Source organism: Ensifer sp. Root278 (genome assembly GCF_001429285.1).
GTDB lineage: Bacteria > Pseudomonadota > Alphaproteobacteria > Rhizobiales > Rhizobiaceae > Ensifer.
Map to the genome: position 1 here is coordinate 87,670 of NZ_LMJJ01000003.1, position 21,272 is coordinate 108,941.

Annotated in this window: 16 protein-coding genes and 2 pseudogenes; 8 read left to right on the forward strand and 10 right to left on the reverse strand. The window is 57.1% G+C overall.

All coding sequences use genetic code 11. The annotated features are described in order from the left end of the window. Nucleotides 1-16: 16 nt before the first annotated feature. The 4 genes from ASE60_RS04515 (at nucleotide 17) to ASE60_RS04530 (ending at nucleotide 6,093) form a co-directional block, all read left to right on the forward strand. On the forward strand, nucleotides 17-2,038 hold the full coding sequence (locus ASE60_RS04515) for a site-specific DNA-methyltransferase (protein WP_156414574.1): 2,022 nt from the start codon (nucleotides 17-19) through the stop codon (nucleotides 2,036-2,038). Beyond that, nucleotides 2,038-2,553: a gamma-glutamylcyclotransferase family protein gene (locus ASE60_RS04520; RefSeq protein ID WP_057248550.1), complete on the forward strand. Its 516-nt coding sequence runs from the start codon at nucleotides 2,038-2,040 to the stop codon at nucleotides 2,551-2,553. Before ASE60_RS04515 ends, ASE60_RS04520 begins: the two co-directional genes overlap by 1 nt. Then, nucleotides 2,550-5,537, forward strand: coding sequence for a DEAD/DEAH box helicase family protein (locus tag ASE60_RS04525; protein ID WP_082615731.1), 2,988 nt, complete (start codon nucleotides 2,550-2,552; stop codon nucleotides 5,535-5,537). The genes ASE60_RS04520 and ASE60_RS04525 overlap by 4 nt, the downstream gene beginning before the upstream one ends. Before the next feature lie 310 nt (nucleotides 5,538-5,847). Next, nucleotides 5,848-6,093, forward strand: coding sequence for a hypothetical protein (locus ASE60_RS04530; protein ID WP_200964156.1), 246 nt, complete (start codon nucleotides 5,848-5,850; stop codon nucleotides 6,091-6,093). 67 nt (nucleotides 6,094-6,160) lie between these two features. Here ASE60_RS04530 and ASE60_RS04535 read toward each other — a convergent pair whose 3' ends face one another. From ASE60_RS04535 to ASE60_RS04545, 4 genes are all read right to left on the reverse strand, one after another. Then, the gene (locus ASE60_RS04535; protein WP_057248551.1) at nucleotides 6,161-6,736 is read right to left on the reverse strand and encodes a hypothetical protein; all 576 of its coding nucleotides are present in this window, start codon (nucleotides 6,734-6,736) and stop codon (nucleotides 6,161-6,163) included. 94 nt (nucleotides 6,737-6,830) lie between these two features. Next, nucleotides 6,831-7,421, reverse strand: coding sequence for a hypothetical protein (locus ASE60_RS04540; RefSeq protein ID WP_057248552.1), 591 nt, complete (start codon nucleotides 7,419-7,421; stop codon nucleotides 6,831-6,833). Nucleotides 7,422-7,436: 15 nt separating this feature from the next. Continuing rightward, a complete protein-coding gene (locus tag ASE60_RS34400) occupies nucleotides 7,437-7,583 on the reverse strand; it encodes a hypothetical protein (protein ID WP_156414575.1) in 147 nt (48 codons plus the stop codon). Between the two features lie 264 nt (nucleotides 7,584-7,847). After that, a complete protein-coding gene (locus ASE60_RS04545) occupies nucleotides 7,848-8,717 on the reverse strand; it encodes a class I SAM-dependent methyltransferase (protein ID WP_057248553.1) in 870 nt (289 codons plus the stop codon). Nucleotides 8,718-8,932: 215 nt separating this feature from the next. On the opposite strand from ASE60_RS04545, the gene ASE60_RS04550 reads away from it, so the two are divergent. Continuing rightward, on the forward strand, nucleotides 8,933-9,754 hold the full coding sequence (locus tag ASE60_RS04550) for a hypothetical protein (RefSeq protein ID WP_156414576.1): 822 nt from the start codon (nucleotides 8,933-8,935) through the stop codon (nucleotides 9,752-9,754). Between the two features lie 535 nt (nucleotides 9,755-10,289). On the opposite strand, the gene ASE60_RS04555 is transcribed toward ASE60_RS04550, so the two are convergent. Next, complete coding sequence (locus ASE60_RS04555) at nucleotides 10,290-12,299, reverse strand: serine protease (protein ID WP_244495535.1); 2,010 nt, start codon at nucleotides 12,297-12,299, stop codon at nucleotides 10,290-10,292. A 215-nt stretch (nucleotides 12,300-12,514) separates the two neighbouring features. Here ASE60_RS04555 and ASE60_RS04560 point away from each other — a divergent pair, with 215 nt between their 5' ends. Then, the gene (locus ASE60_RS04560; protein WP_057248555.1) at nucleotides 12,515-13,438 is read left to right on the forward strand and encodes an HNH endonuclease; all 924 of its coding nucleotides are present in this window, start codon (nucleotides 12,515-12,517) and stop codon (nucleotides 13,436-13,438) included. A gap of 38 nt (nucleotides 13,439-13,476) precedes the next feature. After that, entirely contained in the window at nucleotides 13,477-13,929 is a 453-nt protein-coding gene (locus tag ASE60_RS04565) for a hypothetical protein (protein WP_156414577.1), read from the forward strand. A 144-nt stretch (nucleotides 13,930-14,073) separates the two neighbouring features. Here the strand turns inward: ASE60_RS04565 and ASE60_RS04570 are convergent. Beyond that, nucleotides 14,074-14,229: pseudogene (locus ASE60_RS04570) on the reverse strand (transposase domain-containing protein); the annotation flags it as partial. Between the two features lie 39 nt (nucleotides 14,230-14,268). Between ASE60_RS04570 and ASE60_RS33425 the strand changes: the two are divergent. After that, nucleotides 14,269-14,421: pseudogene (locus ASE60_RS33425) on the forward strand (transposase domain-containing protein); the annotation flags it as partial. Nucleotides 14,422-14,710: 289 nt separating this feature from the next. Here ASE60_RS33425 and ASE60_RS04575 read toward each other — a convergent pair. The 4 genes from ASE60_RS04575 to ASE60_RS04590 form a co-directional block, all read right to left on the reverse strand. Beyond that, nucleotides 14,711-18,004 (reverse strand): DEAD/DEAH box helicase family protein, encoded by a 3,294-nt coding sequence (locus ASE60_RS04575; RefSeq protein ID WP_082615733.1) that lies wholly within the window; start codon nucleotides 18,002-18,004, stop codon nucleotides 14,711-14,713. Between the two features lie 474 nt (nucleotides 18,005-18,478). After that, complete coding sequence (locus tag ASE60_RS04580; RefSeq protein ID WP_057248558.1) at nucleotides 18,479-19,648, reverse strand: hypothetical protein; 1,170 nt, start codon at nucleotides 19,646-19,648, stop codon at nucleotides 18,479-18,481. A gap of 20 nt (nucleotides 19,649-19,668) precedes the next feature. Next, nucleotides 19,669-20,049, reverse strand: a complete 381-nt coding sequence (locus ASE60_RS04585; RefSeq protein WP_057248559.1) for a hypothetical protein — start codon at nucleotides 20,047-20,049, stop codon at nucleotides 19,669-19,671. Nucleotides 20,050-20,246: 197 nt separating this feature from the next. Further along, entirely contained in the window at nucleotides 20,247-21,164 is a 918-nt protein-coding gene (locus ASE60_RS04590) for a WYL domain-containing protein (RefSeq protein ID WP_057248560.1), read from the reverse strand. Nucleotides 21,165-21,272: the final 108 nt, after the last annotated feature.

Here is a 21,272-nt window from a genome sequence, read left to right on the forward strand (position 1 = left end):
GAAGGGGAAACTGCGAATGCACGGAATCACGAAACTGGAACTGGATGCCCCGGAAACCAAGAGCGCCGATGTCGTCGAAGAAAACCTCGACGCATTGCGGTCGCTGTTCCCGGAGGCATTCAGGGAAGGACGGATTGATTTCGAGGTCTTAAAGCAGCTCCTCGGCGGCGCGGTCGATGATCGGGACGAGAAGTACGGCCTCAACTGGCACGGCAAGCGCAAGGCGCGCCAGATAGCCTTGACGCCGTCAACCGGCACGCTGTTGCCGTGTCCGAAGGAAAGCGTTGATTGGGATACGACGCAGAACCTGATGATCGAGGGCGACAACCTCGAAGTCCTCAAACTCTTGCAGAAAAGTTACGCTGGCAAGGTGAAGCTGATCTACATCGATCCGCCGTACAATACCGGCAAGGATTTCGTTTACCCAGACAGTTTCCACGACAGCCTATCGCGATACTTGGAAGTTACGCGGCAGGCCGAGGGCGGACAGAAGATTAGCTCAAATTCGGAGGCATCCGGTCGGTTCCACACCGACTGGCTCAATATGCTCTACCCCCGACTTCGGCTTGCTAAGGGGCTACTTAGGAGGGATGGCGTGGTGTTCATCTCAATTGACGACAACGAAGCGCACAACCTCCGGACGATCTGCGACGAGATTTTTGGGGCAGAACGGTTTGTGGCGAATGTTTCGGTCGTAAACAATATGAAGGGAAGAAACGACAAGAAGTACATTGCAGCTGCTCACGAGTACGCTTTGGTTTACTCGGGTCCGGACTTCCGGTCGTATGGCCTTCCTCTGACAGAGGAACAGCGGGCCGCCTTCAAATTCAAGGACGAGAAAGGCCAAGTATTCGCCCTTCGTGACATGCGCAAGCGCGGTGGTCCCGACAAGCGCGAAGATCGCCCGAAAATGTTCTTCCCCGTCTATTGGGATGAGGCGACTGGTCGATGCTCGCTCGAACGAACGTCAGACACAGACGTCGAAATATTGCCGATGCGAGGCGACGGCAGCGAGGGTCGTTGGCGGTGGGGAATCGACAAGGCCCGCGGCCACCTCGACTGGCTTCACCCGAAACGGTCGGAACGTACCGGTAGACTGGATGTAGAACATCGCCTTTACCTTGATCCATCCATCGCAGTGGATGATGACGAAGAGCCGGATGGTGAGGATGATGAAGATGTGATCGAGCGGTCTTCGAAACCCAAATCAATTTGGATAGGGGGAGAGTTTTCTACCGACAGCGGGAAGCGAGCTTTGAAGCAACTGATGCCTGGTGAGGCGTTCGATTTTCCCAAGGCAGTAGAGTTTCTAAAGACGTGTATTCGGATGGGCGCTAGCGATGGCGACGTCGTCCTTGACCTCTTTGCTGGGTCAGGAACGACGGCCGAAGCCGTTATGCGTTTGAACCATGAGGACGGGAACCGTAGGCGGTACATCCTCGTCCAGTTGCCCGAGCCTCTTCGCAAAGACGACAAAAACCAGAAGGCTGCAGCCGCCGTTTGTGAGGCGCTGAATCTAACCCCCAATATTGCAGAATTGACGAAGGAACGGCTGCGTCGTGCAGGAGCAAAAGTCAAAACTGAGAGTCCGTTAGTCCAGGGCGACGTTGGCTTCCGCGTCTTCAAGCTCGCACAGTCTAACATCCGGGCGTGGGAGCCAGAGCCATCCAACATTGAAGGTACGCTTCTCGCCAATTCCGAGCATCTTATTCAGGGGCGTAGTGAGCAGGATGTTCTCTATGAGCTGTTGCTCAAGCTTGGCCTCGACCTTTGCGTTCCGATCGAGAAGAAAGAGATCGCGGGGAAGACCGTCCATTCAATCGGTGGCGGCGCGCTGATCGCTTGCCTTGCCGACGGTCTGACTAAGGACGTGGTGGAGGCGCTGGCCAACGGTATCGTCGCCTGGCGCAAGGCGCTTGCGCCGGCGGTCGATACCCGCGTCGTGTTCAAGGATTCCGGTTTTGCCGACGATGTGGCTAAGACCAACATGGCCGCCATTCTGAATCAGAACGGTATCCTCGACGTGAGGAGCCTGTAATGAGCGCGGATCGTTTCATCACCTTCGCCTATGGATCTAACATGCCGACTGCTCGCATCCGGGAGCGGTGCTTATCCGTACAGTCCCTTGGTGTGGCTGAACTGCGCGGATACGAGCTTCGCTGGCACAAGAAAAGCAAGGATGGATCGGGCAAATGCGACATCGTGCAGACCGACCGGCCCGACGCGTCTGTATTCGGCGTGCTGTATGAAATCGCCAGCAACGAGAAGGCCGGCCTCGACAAAGCCGAGGGCTTGGGGGCGGGCTACGATGAAACAGAGATTGAGGTTTTTCGCGGGGCCGACCGGCTCCGGGCAAAGGCTTATGTCGCCACGACCACTGATCCGGCGCTAACACCTTACTCGTGGTATCGTGCCCTGGTTATCGCTGGCGCAAAAGAGCACCGACTTCCCGCAGACTACATCGCAAGCCTAGAGGCAGTCCCGGCCAACGAAGACCTCGACCGGGAACGTCACGCCAAGAACATGGCCCTGATCGGGGAGGTGCAGCAATGAAACTGCATTTTGAGCCCGACCTCGACTATCAGCACACCGCCATCGAAGCCGTCTGCGATCTGTTCCAGGGGCAGGAGATCAACCGCACCGAATTTACCGTCACACGCCGTGCTGACGGCGGCGTGCAGGGGGAGCTTGGACTTGTCGAAAACGAACTCGGCATTGGCAACCGCCTGACGCTGCTCGATGACGAAATCATCGGCAATCTCAAGAATATCCAACTCCGCAACGGGCTGCCACCGTCAGAGAACCTCACCTCGGGTGACTTCACAGTAGAAATGGAGACGGGAACCGGCAAGACATATGTCTATCTCCGCACCATTTTCGAGCTGAACAAGCGGTTCGGTTTCACCAAATTCGTCATCGTCGTACCGTCTGTTGCGATCAAGGAGGGCGTCTATAAGACGCTCCAGATCACCGAAGATCACTTCAAGGGCCTCTATTCCGGCCAGCCGTTCGACTATTTTCTCTATGACTCAGCCAAGCTTGGCCAAGTGCGCAATTTCGCGACCAGTCCGACCATTCAGATTATGGTTGTGACCGTCGGTGCGATCAACAAGAAGGACGTGAACAATCTCTACAAGGACAGCGAAAAGACCGGCGGCGAAGCGCCGATCGACCTGATCCGGGCGACACATCCCGTCCTTATCGTGGACGAGCCGCAGAGCGTGGACGGCGGTCTTGAGGGCCGGGGCAAGCAGGCGCTAGACGCAATGCATCCGCTCTGCACCTTGCGGTATTCCGCAACGCACATCCAGAAGCACAACATGGTCTACCGACTCGATGCTGTGGATGCCTACGAGCGCAAGCTGGTCAAGCAGATCGAGGTTGCCTCACTCGAAGTTGAAGGCGGGCACAACAAGGCGTATCTGCGCTTTCTCTCCGCCAGCAACACGCGCGGCGCGATCACCGCTCGCGTAGAGATCGACGTGCAGCAGGGACAGCAGGTCCGCCGCAAGGACGTGACCGTGCAGGACGGCGACGACCTGGAAGATTTGACAGGGCGCGCCGTCTACAAGGATTGCCGGATTGGCGAAATCCGCCCGGCCGGCGACCAGTCGCTGCTGGAGGTAAAGACCGCCGGCTCTGAAACGTTCCTGTCCGTGGGCCAGGGTATCGGCGACGTTGACCCCGACGCCATCAAGCGGCTGATGATCCGCCGCACGATTCACGAGCACCTTGAAAAGGAAAAACGCCTTGCCCCGCTCGGCATCAAGGTCTTGAGCCTGTTCTTCATAGACTCTGTCGAGCACTACCGCTCGTATGATGAGGACGGCAACGCCGTGAAGGGGAAATATGCGGCAATCTTCGAGGAGGAGTATCGTCGCGCCGCGAAGCTCCCCGAGTTCACCAGCCTGTTCAAAGAAGTGGACGTGACGTCCGAGGCGGAGGAGGTGCATGACGGCTATTTCTCCATCGATAAGAACAAGCGCTGGACAGACACCGCTGAGAACAATCAGGCAAACCGGGACAGTGCCGAGCGCGCCTACAACCTCATCATGAAGGACAAGGAGAAGCTGCTGAGCTTCGACACGAAGCTCAAATTCATCTTCTCGCATTCCGCCCTCAAGGAAGGCTGGGACAATCCGAACGTCTTTCAAATCTGCGCACTGCGCGACATGGGCACCGAGAGAGAGCGGCGCCAGACCATCGGACGCGGCTTGCGCCTTTGCGTGAACCAGAAGGGCGAGCGGCTGCGCGGCTTCGAGGTCAATACGCTGACGGTTATCGCCACAGAGAGCTACGAGGCCTTCGCCGAGAATCTGCAAAAGGAGATCGAGGCCGATACCGGCATTCGTTTCGGCATCGTCGAGAAGCACCAGTTCGCAGCCATCCCCATCACGAAGGATGACGGCTCCACCGCCATGCTCGGTTTCGACGAGTCGGCGGCCATCTTCGACTATCTGAAGGGCGAGGGTATGATTGACGGCAAGGGCAAGGTGCAGGACAAGCTGCGCACAGCCTTGAAAGACGGGAGCCTTGTGCTGCCTGAGGCCCACGCCGCGCACCTGCCGCAGATTAAGGAAGTCCTGCGCAAGATTGCCGGCAGGCTGGAAATCAAGAATGCCGATGACCGCGTGACGGTAAAAACGCGGCAGGCCGTTCTGCACAGCGCCGAATTTCAGGCTTTGTGGGATCGCATCAAGCACAAGACGACCTATCGCGTTCATTTCGATAACGACAAGCTCATCAAGGATTGCGCGAAGGCCATCGCCGATGGGCCGCCCATTTCAAAGGCACGGGTAACGATCCGAAAGGCCGATCTGGCTATCGGCCAAGGCGGTGTTCTGACAACTGAAACATCCAGCTCCGGGCCGGTGACGATCGAGGAAGGGGATATCGTCCTCCCCGACGTTTTGACCGACCTGCAGGATCGCACCCAGCTTACGCGGCGCAGCCTTGTGACCATCCTGACCGGCAGCGGCCGGCTTGGCGATTTCAAGCGCAATCCCCAGGCATTCATTGAGCAGGCGGCGGAACTCATCAACCGCACCAAACGCCTCGCGCTTGTGGACGGCATCAAGTATCAGCGCGCCGGCGACGAGCACTTTTATGCACAGGAGTTGTTCGAGCAGGAGGAACTGATCGGCTACCTCAAAAACATGCTCAAAGACACACAGAAATCGGTGTTCGAGCATGTCATCTACGATTCTGGCGGAGTGGAACGGACGTTTGCTGAGCAACTCGAAAAGAACGAGTCGGTGAAGGTCTACGCCAAGCTCCCGAGCTGGTTCAAAGTCCCGACGCCGCTCGGCACTTACAATCCCGACTGGGCGGTGCTGATGCAAATCGATGGACAGGAGCGCCTGTATTTCGTCGTCGAAACGAAGGGCAGCCTCTTTACAGACGACCTGCGCGATCAGGAGGCCGCAAAAATCGCCTGTGGCGAGGAGCACTTCAAGGCGCTGGCATTGGGCGAGAACCCGGCCCGTTACATAAAGGCCACCAAGCTCGATGACGTGCTGAGCCACGCAACCACATAGTTCGTCCCATCTCCTACCGTTTCATTGTTGCCCTCGGAAAGTCGCTGTCCTGCCGGACGGCGCTTTGCCGTCAATGGTCTGCCCGCACCACCCCGCCGTAGGGGCGGGCCGTGTTGACCATGACGGCCGCAGCCCATGCCGCCCGGCCTTTCGTCCGCGTCCTTCGGGACGATCAACAACGAACGAAAGGAAAAGAAAATGGGACTGGATATGTACGCCTACACGACCGCTCACGAGCCGGAAGAACCGGTGGACTTCACGACCAACGACGCCGTGGAAATCCACTACTGGCGCAAGCATCCGAACCTGCATGGCTGGCCTCTACCGCGAAAATGGCGGGCAGGACGACGCCTTCAACTGCGTGAACGTGCTGCTGACGAGCGCCGACCTCGACGCTCTGGAAAATGCGATCCGGTCGCGGAGCCTGCCGCCGACGAGCGGCTTCTTCTTCGGCGAATCCGATGGCTCCGAGATCGATGACGATCTGCAGTTCGTCGCCAAGGCCCGCGAGGCGATCGCGGCCGGTTTGATGGTGTTCTATTCGTCATGGTGGTGACGACCGCCATCCGTCAAATGCAATCCGGGCCGTTCACCACCGGCCCGAATATCTGCTTGCGTTCCAGTTACTGAACCGTCGGTCCCGGCTCCGCCGTTCTGGGCGGAAAGAGAAGGGGGTGCCGCCCTTCAGCAAACGCGGCCATCTCTTCCTCGTGCGTGCCGACCAGCATATGCGACAGGAAACGTATCGCGCCTTCCATGTCGACCGAGCGGTCCAGGTCGATATCCGGTCCGACGATGCGCAGGCCCACGGAGGCCCGCTGCTGGAGCAGCCTGTCCAGCCAGGTCATGAAGATCAAGCTCGCCTCTGAAACCACGATAGACACTTCCCGGTCCGGACTGGTGCCGGCCTCGCGCGCTTCTGCCGCCTGCTGCAGGTGCGTCCGCACCGCAGTGAACTCGGCCACCATGCTCGGGCGCGGCTGCTCACCCCGGCGAATGCGGCATCCGGCACAGCCGGGATCGCTGCATCTTTCGTCATGATTGGCATACGACAGTTCCATGATGGCCAGTCCGGCCTCAAGGAGATCCATCAGGAATTCGCCGTCAAGATTCCGGCCGCCACGCATCGCAATGGCGCGTCTTACGAAACCCTCGTCGAGCATCAGGCCGGCGGAATGGTTGGCAGGATGATTTGTCATTGTGCAACTCCTTTCGTTCGAGTTGCACCTGTTATGAATTGTCCCGCGCCGGTGATCTTGGCCACAAGCTGGTCAGGCTCGTTGCCGTGATTGCTCACGTTTCCGGCGGCAGATCGTCCTCGTCGATCTTCATTTCAAAGCGAAAGCTCTTCAGGCTGGCTTGACCATAGTGCAGCTTCTCGCCCTGCATTACGACGTAGCGCAGACGACCGGCAGTCGCCATGGTCAGCAGCGACGGCAGCGCATCGGCGGGCATGGACAACACACCCGACATGCTGCGGCGATGAACGCTGAGATGACCGATTGAGAGCGGCTGATCGCGCTCGCGCTGGCCTTCGTTCAGATGCTGATTGGGCAGAAAACTCAGCTCGACCGACTCTGCCTTGACCTTTGACGGCCGCAGCAGTTTTCCGCAGAACACCAGATGACGATAATCGTCGTATGGGCCATAGCGCTCCGGCATGTTGCTGACGCCGAACCAGAAACTCCAGTCCCATTCCTGAACCTCGACAATGTAATAGACGGGATCGACGCGTTTCCGTCGCCTCGTCCTTTTCTTGCGAGCCGGTGTTTTCTTTGCTTCGGTCGTCATGACCGCGACGGTACGTTTGGACGTTGGCACGGTCGTGGCTTGCGGATTTTTCCCGAGCCTCCCGCCGCCGGTCGTGACCACAAGCTGGCTCACGGCCAGTGTGCTTGCCTACGGCGCCGGCGGATAAGCCTCGCGCATGGCCGCGATGAATTTTTCGACTACTGTGCGTCCCTGGGCAATATCGTGCTCCAGCACGTTGTACTGGGCCGGGCTGTCTGCCATCGTGCGGAGCAGGTCGCGCACGTAAATTTTCATGCCTTCCAGATATTTGTCCGCCGCAGGCCTCTCGGCAGCGCCGCCCCCGTTGCATCCGGCCGGCCCATAACGGCCTCGCTCGCAAAGAGGCGTCCGAGGCGCTGAGTCATCTGGCCCACTACGTGGGCTGGCCGAACGCCTTCTCGGCGGCTCCAATCTTTCGCGCAGTGTTCGAACAGCGGCAAGCCAACTAAGCCCTGCGGATCGCCCGAGCTTTCCTTCGGGCGACTGCCGGTTCAACCCGGCGGCGCGCGTCGCCCGGAACTAGCGGTTAAAGAAGCTGGCAATAGCCTCCATGTCCGGCGCTTCCGGATCGGCTCCCGCAGGCACGAACAGCAGAGCCGGGAATCTCTCCGCGTCTTGATCGTGCTTTACCGTCAGCACCGTGCTGACTTGCAAACAAGGTAGCCAGCCGGCATCGGAGGCCGCGAGAACAAACGCCCTCAGCATGCCGAAGTTGGATAACCTGCCGGCGACCGCCAAGTGACTGCCTGCATGGCTCCACCTGCGCCAGGCCCGCAAGTAGGCGTCGAATTGCACTTTGAGATCGTCGCTGCAACCCGGACAATATTGCGCACCGGCGCACGCCGCGATCGAGTGTGGGGTGGTCGACGGTTTGAACCGCGCCATATCGAACCCGAAATCACACACGATCAGGTCGTAGGCTCTATCCGGCTTGGCCGCGAGATAGTCTCCGGCGATAAGCGCGTGCCCGGAAAGAGCAGCACCTATGTCCACAAGATTCCTTGCGGCATCTACCCCTTGAAGATGGACCCCCGGATCTCGGTTGCGGAGAAAGCCGAGCAGGAAGCCCGCACCGCAACCCATCTCGACAATGGAGGTCGGCCCGAGCCTGCGCACGACCTCATCGAACCAGTCCATGGTGGCCACCGCGCGCGGCCAATCATAGGAAAACTGGAGGGCCGCCTGTTTCAAGGTCTTCGGGATGAGGTATGTGCCAAGCCCATCAGAGAATCCCGCGTTCCTTGTTGACCAGATCATCCTCAGCGCTTCCGCATCGCCCGGCGAAAGTGACTTCAAAAGGAGACGATCGATCTGGTGCGGTCTTTTGTCGAGGGCGAAACCGAGGGACTTCAGAAAGGCGCGGGGTCCGAGGGATTGTGTCGTCAACATTCTTGTTCTTTTTCTCTTTGAAGCTTAGGTCGGCCGGCGGGTCGATCTACCAAATAGCCCGTACAATATCTGACGCATTTGCTTCAAGCCCGCTCGACAGTGAGTCGATATTTGTCTTGTCGGCTAACAACCTTTCTTTTCCGGCTCTTTCCCGAACAATCTCAAGTCGCTACGAGATTCGAATCAGTATTGTTTCTGGCTGGGGAGCATCGGGATTGTCATATAGCCACGGAGAGCTGGAGTGCCGCGCTTGCTTTGACAACTGGGAAACGCACTGGCATTCACCGGGACAAGCGTCTTTCAACGTCCGCGGCCATCGCTGGCAATTGCGCGCGAACCCCGGATACTGGGGCGCAGCCGCCCCTCGCGTCCTTGTTCTCGGCTTCAGCAAGGGTCCCGAGCAAAACGGGCTGATCGATGACTATCTGGACTCCGGCGGCAAGGCCGTCCGCTTCGAGGACATCCCCTTCAACGATAAGAAGAAGGCGATGCGGCCCAACCTGAAAAAGCTGCTCGTCGAGCTGGGGGTCCTGGAGAAAGTCCGGAATATCGACACCGTGTTCCTGCCCACCGAGAAGGTCTTCGGTTTTGCTTCTCTCATCCGCTGCACTGTTACCTACGCCAATCCGGGCAGCGATAAATTCGTCGGGAGTGGCAGCAGCATCACCGCCCGCACGATCAAGCTCGCCCCGCCTTTCGTGAAGGCCTGCGCGGCCAGTCACCTATCCCGGCTACCCCGCAGCGTGGAACTGGTCGTGATGCTGGGCGCAACTGCCGACTTCGTCGATGAAGTGCGCACAATGCTCGGCGGCGACCCGCTTTTTGACAACGTCAATCGGGCCTATTCCTATCATCTCGGCGGCACGCCGGTTGTTCATGTCCCGCACCCTTCTGGCGGCAACAATGGTGCCGTTGCTGTATTTTGCGGAGAACGGGGACCATCCCCCGATAGCGACAGTGAAAAGAACATTCCGGCCTGCCGGCTGCAGGCGATGGCTACGATGAAAGCTGTCCGACGCCTTTGGGAAACGACGTAGATTACATAGCGAAAACAATCATATAAGAGTACGCAGTTTCATCCTCTCCGGCGCGCCCTTTGCAGTGTCGCCGAAGGGATTCAGTGCCGCTTGGACTTCCTGCCAAACATCATTGAGTGACCAAGCGGACCCGTCGTCCGTGTTGCGGAAGATCGCTGCGAATAAGTCAGTATCTTGCGGTAAAGTGAAGTCGAATTCATCCGGCGGTGTTGTGCCAGCTGTCGTTTCGCACTTAAACGTAAGAATTCGCCCGTTCCGGCAGGTGATGGCACTTAATTTGAGATTTCTTGGTGCGACTTTCGGCACTTGACGCCGTCCGATCCGGCCATAACCTTTTGTGATATTTGGCATTTTCAGATGAAGCTTGACCGCAGGTAGCCATGTTTTCCACGGTGGCGATTCTCACATTAAGTGCCAAAATCGAAGCTAGGTTCTCAAATTAAGTGCCCAATCTCAATTTACGTGCCGCGCTATCTTGTTGAAAACATTGGATTCGGAGTCTCGCGATTAAATGCAAAACGACAGCAATATCAGATCATTCGCATGTGACCGCCACGCTGAAGGCAGTCGCACGTTCTGCAAGGTCCGGCGCTTCTAACTTGGTCTCATTCAATGCTGCTGCCGGAGAGATACCGTATGAGAGCAGGAAAGCGTAAAGGCTTGATCCGCGCAGGGCGAAATTGACGTTCTGAGGAATATCGCCGGTTGCGGCAAGTGCAGCTACGGCGTCGAGTTTTGACGTCACGACTCCAATGACGTTTCCGTAGATATCGAGTAGTGGGCCACCACTGTTGCCTGGTTGGACGGGAGCCGATATCTGAATGAAACGGGTATCGTTGCCAAGGCCAGCTAACGCCGTGACATTCCCGAGGGTGAAGTTGCCTCCGCTCGCCAAAACATGGGAAAGTGGGTAGCCGAAGACCGCGACAGCCTCTCCTAATCGTGTCTCCACCCGCACAGGCGCAAATGCCCCCTTACCGGCCTCTACGCGGAGCAAAGCAAGATCGTTTGTAGGGTCCACTGCCACTATGCTTGCGGGCTGCTTCAATTGACCGGGGCGTCGAGCATCGATCGCGCGGCAGTCTTTGATCACGTGGTGATTGGTAACGAAATGACCCTGATCTGAAACGAAGAATCCTGTTCCGGCACTTGAAACGCGCTTCGGAGCAGTCGCCGCGGCTGTGGTATCGTCGGAGGAGGATGCTTGCTCAGACGGTTTTGATGCTTCTTTTGCTGTTGCCGTTTGCGGGCCTAGATATCCATTTCGCGAAAGATGGTCACGCAACGCCTCCGGGAAGTTTACCTCGCGCTTGGTTTCCTCTGGACATACTCCTTCGATGAGAGGGCCGTCACATATCGCCAGTGGCCAGTCGCTTGAGCGGTCGTAGTTTTCCAAAACCACGGTCCAGGCTTGTTCTGCCTCGCCGAGCACCGACTTCAATGCCAACCAGGCGCCCAGGAAACCATTTTTACGCCAGAGTTCTGGATCTAACTTTGCGCGGTATTCCCATCCGAAGAGTTCGCGGCGGTAGTATGGGCGGAAGTCAGGATTCCACCGCACATCAACCAAGTGGATCCCGTCAAGTTTCGCTATCGTCACGGGGGCCGATGAGAAGACGTAGGGGGCGAATGCATAAAGAAAGGAATTGTCGGCGCTAAGCAGTTCGACGCTGCCATCGCCATCAATATCCTCCAGTTGGTATCCTCCACCGTCAAGGGTCGCTCCCTCAACGCTTCTCCAGCTAGCACCGTTGTTCGTAAGTATTTTTGAAACGGTGCAGCAATGTGCTCCATTCCAATAGGAGGAAAAGATGATCTGTGGTTCGACCGCCGACCGGTCGAGCCAAGCGACCCGAACCTCAGAATTCATGCTGTCCGCAGAAAGTTCGGCGCCCTTCAGAACTTCCTTGAAGAGCACCTGTCCAGCTTTGCGAAGTGTGATCGTGGGATACCGAATATCGCCCTCGGCAACACTAGATGCTTCGATCTCCATGCCCCCGGCCTCAAAAATCAAGGGCTGGCCACCCTTGTAGGACCATGTCTGGATGGCAGGAGCTTCTGGCGAACTCCAGGCTGTTCGGATGAAGCTCCGTCCGTTGCTAAGAAATAAGTCCTCGGGCAAGCCTCCATCGCTCCATAATTTTTGGCGTGCTGCTTTGGCTCCCTGTGGGATTAACACCGGTCCCGCAATTACAGCGAACCAACCGTTCGCCGACTCCGCCACGCGAACATCATCAAAACGGTGCCTGTAAAGGTTCGCAATTCCGATGGCGTTGTCGAGGTCTCGCGTGCTCGCTATTACAGCCCACCGGTCGCCGCCCGTCCGAAGGAGATCTGCGTGGGCGGCGGTAGCCAGTGCCCCTGATATCATAAGTGCCGCAAGCAATCTGAACATGTGAATACGCCCCAACCCTTGCGGAAGATTCAACCTGTTTGCGATCAGGTCAAGAGTGGTTCGGCGCCGCACGACCAATTGAGCGGATACGGTACGCTGCGGGAGGTGCTGAATCTCGATTTCTGTCGCGGCGATCCACTCACTGCGCAAACGACAATCTCACGCTGCGAAATGTGCGGCGGTCGATCAAGTGTTTCAAGGGAACTGCAATCAAAGGACCGTTATCTTGTCAGGTTTCGCCGTCTGGCCAATCCAAATGCCTGGCAATGGTGAAATCACTACCTGTGGTTTGATAGCAACTAGCTATTCCCTGCCGACGAGAAATGTTTAGAGATGCTCAACATTCTGAGTCTGAAGGTTTAAAGATGTTCGTGTTCCTAGGTATCGGCTGGATGGACCACTATCGCGGCTTTCAGAACGGCGACAGGCTTTTTAACGGTGGTAAGTACCCCAAACAAACCGGAACGGGGGGCGAAATCTACAATTTCGAGCCGACGAAGAGCGGCTTCACCTACGGCCACGTCGAGACGATCAAGGGCGAGATCGATCGCAAGATCAACATCGATCGATTCGGTGCCCTCCCCGGCGATGACTACGTTGACGGGATCAACATCGTTTGGGTGGCTACCCATCCCACCGAGGGTGGCAGACGTGTAGTCGGCTTCTATCGAAATGCTAGGCTGTACAGAGAACGGGTGAGCCTTGCATCATCCAAGACGGAGACTAAGACCTTCCGTGCCCGATGCGCGAACGACGACGCGCTGCTTGTCCCTTCCCCTAAGCGGACGATCCGTCTTGAAAGGGGAAGAGGCTGGATGGGGCAAGCCCAGTGGTGGAAGCCCGACCCCCATCAACGGGCAGGTTTTCTGGCTCAAGTTCTCCAGGCCTTCCGTCAGGAAGATCCTCTGGACGACGAAATCATAGAACTGATGGTAATGGAGCCGCCGCCGCCATCGTTTGAGGGAAGGAAGAAGCTGGTCACGCATCTCGTTCGAGAGCGGAAGGCCGGGATAGCACTGTTTAAAAGGCGGTCGTCCCCGAAACCATGGAAATGCGAAGCATGCGGTTTCGATTTCCATAAAACATACGGTGACCGCGGACGCGACTATATCGAAGTTCATCACGATGTTCCGTTGTCTTCTTACCCTGAGGACGGAGCAATTACCGATCCGCAAAATCTTCGGTTCGTATGTGCCAACTGCCACCGCATGATCCACGCTAAGACTGACTGGCTCTCTGTCGAGGATCTTCGCAGCATGATCTTTGACGAAGGTACAAAGGGAGAATAATGACGAGCTCAAACCATAGATCATATGAGACGATTGAAATGGTTGACTTGCATGCCTTTGCAAGCAAGGTCCTTGCCAGACTTTCCGAAGTCTATCACAGAGCACCTGTTGCCGGGCAGTACCGTGAACGCCTGCTCGTCCTTGCCTTGGCCCAAGGGGGAGCTTTGCATTTCCTGGACAGACAAACAGGGCTTAAGGACATTGACATTTGGGCTTTCTTCAAGGGCGGCTTAGACAAGCCCTTCCCCGTGCGGGCGCGATGGACTGCAGATTTCGGCGTATCGAAGTTCGGGAAGCACCCGGATGATGTCTCGTTCGCCGGCCGACGGATTGATATTCTGGGGCGGGCCGTCGAGACCAAACCGAACGACGATCTGATCGCCCCGGTGTCGCGATGGCTGAACGGGCATTCAAGCTCGGCCTTTGAACTTCGAAAGAAGGCCATCATCGCGATCTATCCGCCTGGCATCACAGGCCAGCGAATAAATTAGGTATGCAAATCGATGAGAAATAGCACTTTGCCGTATTATAGGTCAGATTGTCGGAGTTTCTGACGATGGCCAGAAGGAATTCTGGATCCTCTTCGAGCATTTCCGCGACATGGTTGATGGTGAACACATGGGTTATCGTTGCCATCAGGCGGCCTCGGCACATGTGATGGCTGCAGGCCGCCAGTTCCACGGCAGCAGTTCATCGAGCCGATTGATCTTGTGATCATGGATACGGTCGAGCACGTCGGCCAGGTAGGCCTGCGGATCGATGCCGTTCATTTTTGCTGTCTCGATTATTGTCATGGCCCGTGCCAGGGTCTCCGCGCCGGTGTCGGCGCCAGGACCTGGGCTACGATCGCGACACTCCTGCAGACAGCAAAAATGAATGCCGTCGATCCGCAAGCCTGGCTTACCCAGACACTTGAGCGCCTCGCAAATGGATGGCCCAGCAGCGATATTGACGCGATCATGCCGTGGAACTACGCCGCCTGAACGGCCCCGGCTTGCCGCTTACGGATGATCACGAAGCAACAGATGCGCTGGACGCTCCATGGCGCTCACATGCTCATGCAGGTTCGAACGGCCGAGATCAGTGGTGAGCTTCGCGATCGATTGCGGGCACCGTTCCGAGAGTCAGGGCCGAAAGTGCCATTCCTGTTCAACCCCAAACCGCTCGTGCGCGCCGCCTAGCCCCAGGCAAGTTACCGGTCTCCGATTGCTCTTAGTGGTCACGCGCTAACGCAGACCATGCGTGCGACGGGGAGGCGGTAGTCAGACCACTTTAGCGTTCGATACGGTTCGCTACAGTCAGAAGAGGTCGTCCGGTTACCGTCTGAATGAAGCTGCTGGTCGCCGCGAGAAGGGCGAGGTGTTCATTGGGAATATTCTCCCCATTCAGCCCCGGCTGAACGATGCCGATGCGATATTCGACGAACTTACGCCGTGAAGCTTTGCGAAGGGTGGTTAGTTCGCTGGGAGTACCTCGAAGGAAACGGGTGTCCCTGCCTTTGAGGTGCGACGTTTCTCTTACGGTGAGGTGGTTGATAAGGTTTTTCAAGCTCCACGTCCACTTCACGCTCTTCTGGGCTTGGCCGCACACCACGTAGAGATCGCTGGCCCTTCGCCCAATTTCCCCCTCGGCGTACTTCAGATGCCAAAATGAAACGACGATGGTGTCATCGGTCTCTTCGATCGCCACCACGTCGGCACTCTCACCCGTATCATCGTCGTCAATGATGAAGGTCGACGGGCCTTCCAGCAGACCCTCAACGAACCGCTGTTGGATCGAATCCGCGCGATAGACGCCGTCTTTCCAACGGCTTTCCTTCCGCAGATCAACGCCGTTCCAGTCCAAGAACGATATGTTCGCGAGGTCATAGAGTTCGGGAAGGTCCTCCTGTGGCTTGAGAAGGATGTTGCCCGACAGCTGCGAACCGTCTGCCAGTCGCACCAGCGGAGGGTTGGACTGAAAAAAGTCCTGAACGGGCTTACGGTCTCCCGCTGCGTCAATTTCGGCGTCGGGTCCATCCAGTTTCTCAACCAGATACCCGTCTAGGTCGGGGGTCTCCGCCCGCAGAGTCAGCCTTAGCGTAATGGATATTTCCTCGCCGGCCTTTAGGACGAAAACAAAGCTGTTTCCAGGCACCCACTCGACCAGGTCGAGCCCGCAGTCGTGAAAGCCAAACTTGGTGCCGCCGATGAGGACTTCAAACCGGAACGTCGAACTCTCGAAGAGCTGATCGGGCCAGTCCACCAACAGTGCTTCGCTATCCGGTAGTTCGATGATCGCTCGGGGAATTAGGGTGTGCCGAAGGAAGTCATCATGGCGAGCGTTCGGATCGACCAGCTTCCTGCCAATCCCCTCGCACCAATCGATCCAGTCCGTGAGCGTGCCAGATGTCAGCGACCATATTTTGCCCTTACGAGAGCAACCCACGCTGACCCGGGCTCCATCCTCGTAGCCAACGCCAGTAATGTTGGACTTCCGCTTGGATTGCTGTTGGAGCGGGTCGACTGCGTTCCGAACGTCCAATCCGGCAAACATCTGGTACCGGACATTCCGACTAAGGCTGGAGAGACCAACGTTGTGCAGGACCAAGCGCTGAAGGCCGCTGAAGGCCTTGAACACCTCCTCCTCCTTGATGAGCACGGGATTTGTGGAGATCGCCTTCGCTAGAGAACCACCGGCGTCTCCTTTCCTCGAACTGTGGATGTAGAGCAGTTGCAGTTCGGGATCGTACTTCGCGATGAAAAGGTCCCAACTGTCGATCGAGATGTCCTTCGAGTCGGTCCAGTCGATGCCATCCTTTTGATTGACCACTAGGACGAGGAAGTTGTCACGCAGGCTGATGAGCGGCTGGTGAACCTTTTGCGCGGCCCGGAAAGCCTTAGCGTATCTCCCGGGCTCGAATTGCTCTGTCCGATACACCTGGGTGCTGAGCTTGGGTCGCAGCGCCAGTGTCGAGATATCCAAATCCTCATCAGGGGCTGCTGGTGGAGTCTCCAGTCGATCGACTAGATCGGAAAGCTTGGCCATTGGGTCTATCGCATTGAAACTCATGTCCGACAGGAGCGAATTCCAGTCGGCATCCTCCAGATAAAGGCTTTCGAGGGCTTCCGGCACGCCGTCTTCGGCGGTGTTTGCAATGAACGTCGCCTGCCCGACGTTTGCAGTCGTCCGCGCGAAGCGCCCTATGAACTGCAAGGTTATGCCCAAGCTCTTATGCGGACTATGTAGCGCAGCAATCTTCAGCTGCGGGAGATCGAAACCCTCGCCAAACATGTCGACACATACGACAATTCGGTGCCTTCTAGCCTTGATATCCGACAATACAGCTTGGCGATTAGGAGTCCGACTATGGATCACGATGGGCTGCAGGTCGTCATAACGCGCGTAAACTTGGCGATACAGATCTTCGGCCGCGTCGATTGTGTTCGCCCGGGCCATCAATATATGGTCGAAACCAGCATCTAGATCCTCTCGCAATACCCCTACCGCGGCTTCAGCGATCGACGCATCGGAACGAAGACCGTTGGGCTGGAATACCTCCTTGAACCGGATTGATTGAAAGAACCCGCGTTCTTGCGCCAACGACAGGGGGAACTCATAGATCAGCTTACCGTCGAGGGCTTTGCCGTCTTCCCGGAAGGGCGTCGCGGTAAACAACAGCACATTGGCGCGACCGATGACCTTTTGAAACCGCTTCCATGTCGCTGCCTCGATATGATGGGCCTCATCGAAGAAGATGTGGGAGAACAGCGCGGCGAATTGCTTCTGCGTTTCCTCACCCGCCAATCCGATGGCGCTCATCGTGGCGACCACGACGTTGCATGCCCCAACCGCTGCGAACTGCTCCGGCGTCGGTCTGGACGAGAGGATTCCAACCACGGGGTTGGGAACCCCTACTACGGTTCCGAGCTTCTCCAGCACGCTGTAGGAAGCAAAGCGATCAGCGGTCTGCAAGCGAAGGGCGTCGCTCGGGACTATGATCAGCACGCGGTCACACGCGGCTTCTACGGCTGCCGCGATCATTACCTCGGTCTTGCCGGTTCCGGTCGGCATGACCACAAGCGCGCGGTCCGTTCCGGTTGTCCAATGAGCAGCTATTGCATGCAAAGCGCCGGACTGCGGCAGCCGCAGACCAGGCGTCAGCACTTCGCCATCGCCAGCGAGTCTCTCACTTCGATAGCTAATGCCAGAAGATCTCCAGGCCGCGCGACATTCTTCCATCCGGGCAACGGGGAGATCTCCTCCACCTCGTTGGAAAGCTACCCGCTCCCAGTTCAGACGATCCCCCTCGACGAGGGGCGTCCCCCGCAAAATGTTCGCCGGTGCAATATCGGCATAGTCGTCACCAAAGGAGGCAAACTCGAGCACAAACCTGCTACCATCTTCCAACGTGGCTAGTGCTCGACGGCATGTGGCTCCACGAAATCTCAAGGGCTCGAATGAGGCGGCTACGACCTTTCTGCGAGACCTCAGACGACGAATGACCACACCTCGGTGTTCGAGTTCGATCTCAAAATCGTCGGGTAGCAAAAGTTCCCGTAGCCGACCAAGCGTCGCATTGTCCATTGGCGCCCCCACCACTGCATTATCAATAGATAATCCAAAACGGCGGCTGTGCAACTAAGACTTGCGCCCGACGCTCGAAGGACTATCTTTTCGTCCGATCGAGGCTCCGAGCCACACAGTCGACTAGGCGCAGCTTGGGGTCATCGGCAGCTATCAGCACTACTTGCCTCTAGCAGCCGGTCCACTGTCGGTCCCAAGTCAGTCGTGCGCGTGCAAGGCGAGCAGACGGGCCCCAATGACGAATTTCAGTGCGTTAGCTCTTTTCCTTTGGCGGGTCGTTGGTTCCGATCCTTTCAAGGCGAACACAAAGCTAAGGATCGGTGGGCTGGCACTACGTGAGTTCATCGCGGAGAGATTGCGCTAGCATAACGCTCGGTAACGGACTTGCTTGCGCGCCACAGGCCGCGAGGACTCGCCGACGCCCTGCGAGCGGAGATAAAACCGTTTGCCCGACGCTCCGACTGGTTGCGGGATTTATTGTTTGAAAGTGGGAAAATCCTCGGGGAAGACAAACGCGTAGCTACTGCCATGCTGAGAAAACTCAATGACCCCAATCCGAAGGCCGGCTAGAATGGAGACGGCAACTTTACCGAGGCCCGTGGGGACTACCAGGAATTTCTGAAACGATCGCTTCAGGGCACTTTCGTAGACGAGCAACTGACCAACGCCCTTTAAGTAGTCACTGGCACCACAGCTTGTTTTGATCTCGAACAAAAAATGAGAAGGCCCCCCAATCGTATAGAGGTCAGGGCCTAATGAACCTACTCTGTCTCTCGAAACATCCAAGTGTCTTAACTTCAGTTCTGCGACCAATGCCCTTTGAATTCGTGGGTGCTCGGGATCGATAACTTTCTCAGGCTGCGCTGGGATCCGGGTGAGGCTCAGGGACTCCTCCAACGATTGGGCCGACCGCTGAGTCTCGGCTGCCAGAGGTCCCCCTTCAGTTCCCGCCCTTACTCGCAGACAACAATTCACGAAACGTTTCGTGTCCCGAACGATTTGCTCTGACGAAGCGCCTAGTCGAGCGACTGGATAGTAGGGGAGCTTCCTACCATCACCGAGATCGACAAGGGCCGGAGGTAAATCGGCATCCAAAAGATCGCTAATGTGAACCCGCTTACCATCGACGTGCATTTCTCCAGCATGCAAGATCCAATAATCGTTCCGGGCGTCATACGCGGCCAGTCCTTGGCGACGGTTGTTCGGCAGACCACCATTCGGAGGGTTCACTTCGACAACCGTGATTACCTCGTCTAGGCCAGTTCTGATACCGAGCAGAGTGTAGTAGCTCGCGGTTTCATCAGAGAGCCAATCGCGTGCCTCCATCCATATCCTGAGGGGATCAACCCAGAGTAATTTCTGGGATGACAGATCAGGACTGCACATGCTCTCGAACGCGCTGTACCACGTCTGCATAGCACCTCTGATTTCGGCCTTGTTCCTGGTCGCGAAAAGTGCCGAAGGTATTTCGTACACGGATTCGGCGTCGCGTTCGGGATCGCGGTGTTCGACTCGCCTCGTGCCATTTTCACGGACTTGTGCAAGCGCGACGACTTCGGACGTGTGCCCATGGAGCATTCGGCAGGCGCCCTGTCCGGAGAGCGCCTTCTGTAGTTCGGGCGAAAGAATGTGCTTGGGATACAATGCACCGTCGTTGAGCCAGATTACTTGCCGGCGAAACGCAGTATCTTCGGTCTTTGCAAGAGAGGCATCGTACCACGGGCGCTTGTCACAGAGCCGAGGTAGAAGCCCGAGCCGTTTGGGACCATAACAAGGTCTCCGATCCGCATTTCCCTAAGAAAAGGCCACATGCTCTTGGTGCCGCTGGCAGCTTTGCGTCGCGTTGCCTGCTGAGGGTAGTAGATCGAGTGAATAATACTGGTGAACTGTTCCTTGGACAATGCGGGGTCGATCAACTGAGAGGCATCGCTCCAACCAATCGCGATATGACTGTCGGCCACAACTTGTTCAACCTTGTCCTTGCCTCTGGGCTTGATTTGGAGCCGGAAGACGTTGCTGGTCGTGTGGTTGGCCTGTTGGAGCATATGCCGATCCTCGCTGATGTCGGTCTCCAGCGATACAACTAAGAGGTTAGCCTTGCGGAAAAATCTGGGTTAATGCAATCGCTGCTGCTCGTTTGCACATCCTTGGTGGTGCTCAAACCCTTACGACAGCTCTATACGAATGGATCGGACGTTCTGTCGCCAGATTGCCATGGCCCATGCCTTCTCTCCGCACAGCGTCATAGCTGTTGATCGCCGTCTCGATTTTTAAGGCTCGCAACAAGGACTTTTGTCCTTTCTTTGGCGTCTTGGATTTGAGCCAGAACGGCATCTAGATTCTCAAGCTCGATTTGTAACCGTTCGGGCGTAAGTGCCGATGAAGCGGCAAGATCCAGATTCATACGGCGAATGAAATAGAACGCAAGCGAGGCCCTCATCTCTATGTCGAGGCGGCCGCCAACCATCCCGTAGTCAAGCTGGATTGCCTTGCTCTGCTCTGGCGAGAGGCCGCAGTGCGGTCTGAGCCGGAGCATGACCTTCGTCGCCCACTCGATGTCATGAGCGGGATCGAATTGCGCGGCGATTGGGTCGCCAATCTCGTCAATGCGGGAGAGGACGAAATCGCGGAAGTCCTCTTTGTCGCAGCACCAGGCGCGAATGTGCCAGCGGTGACCATCATATGCGAGAGCGTGGGGCGCGATGGCGCGCCGGCGCGCGCCCGTCAGAGCGTGATACCGGATGTCGAGCGCCACACGTTCGCGCATGGCCATCAGCAATTGGCGCAAGCATTCCGGTGAGACGCTCCGGGCTATATCCGGCGCGACTTCAACGGGGGGCACGTCCCTGAACCAGAGGTCGGATTTCGGGATGACGCCTGAAAGAGCCGCCCGCAGTTGCAATAACAGCCGATCGGCGGACGGGATCAGGAAGCGCGGCTTGAATCTGTGCGCCGGCTTGTAGCCTCTCGCAGTCGACTCGAGATTGCCGGGAACGATCTCTCTGTAGTTCCTCAGGTCCACAGAGGCTTGCGGCGTCGAAATGCCGAACGTCGATTCTAGGTCGCTTCTTATTACTCGGTTCTCCCAGAACATCTTCCATTCCAGGAATTCAAAGCGTCGTTGCTGCGTCCATGTGCGTCGATCAACGGTTTCGGACATGATCACCCCTATCAAGACTTGACATGTATAATAAATATACCCCTATTATAACGATGCGGGTCGAATTTTGCACAGTCTGCCTTCTAAGCCAAAGAGGCAAGCCCAACC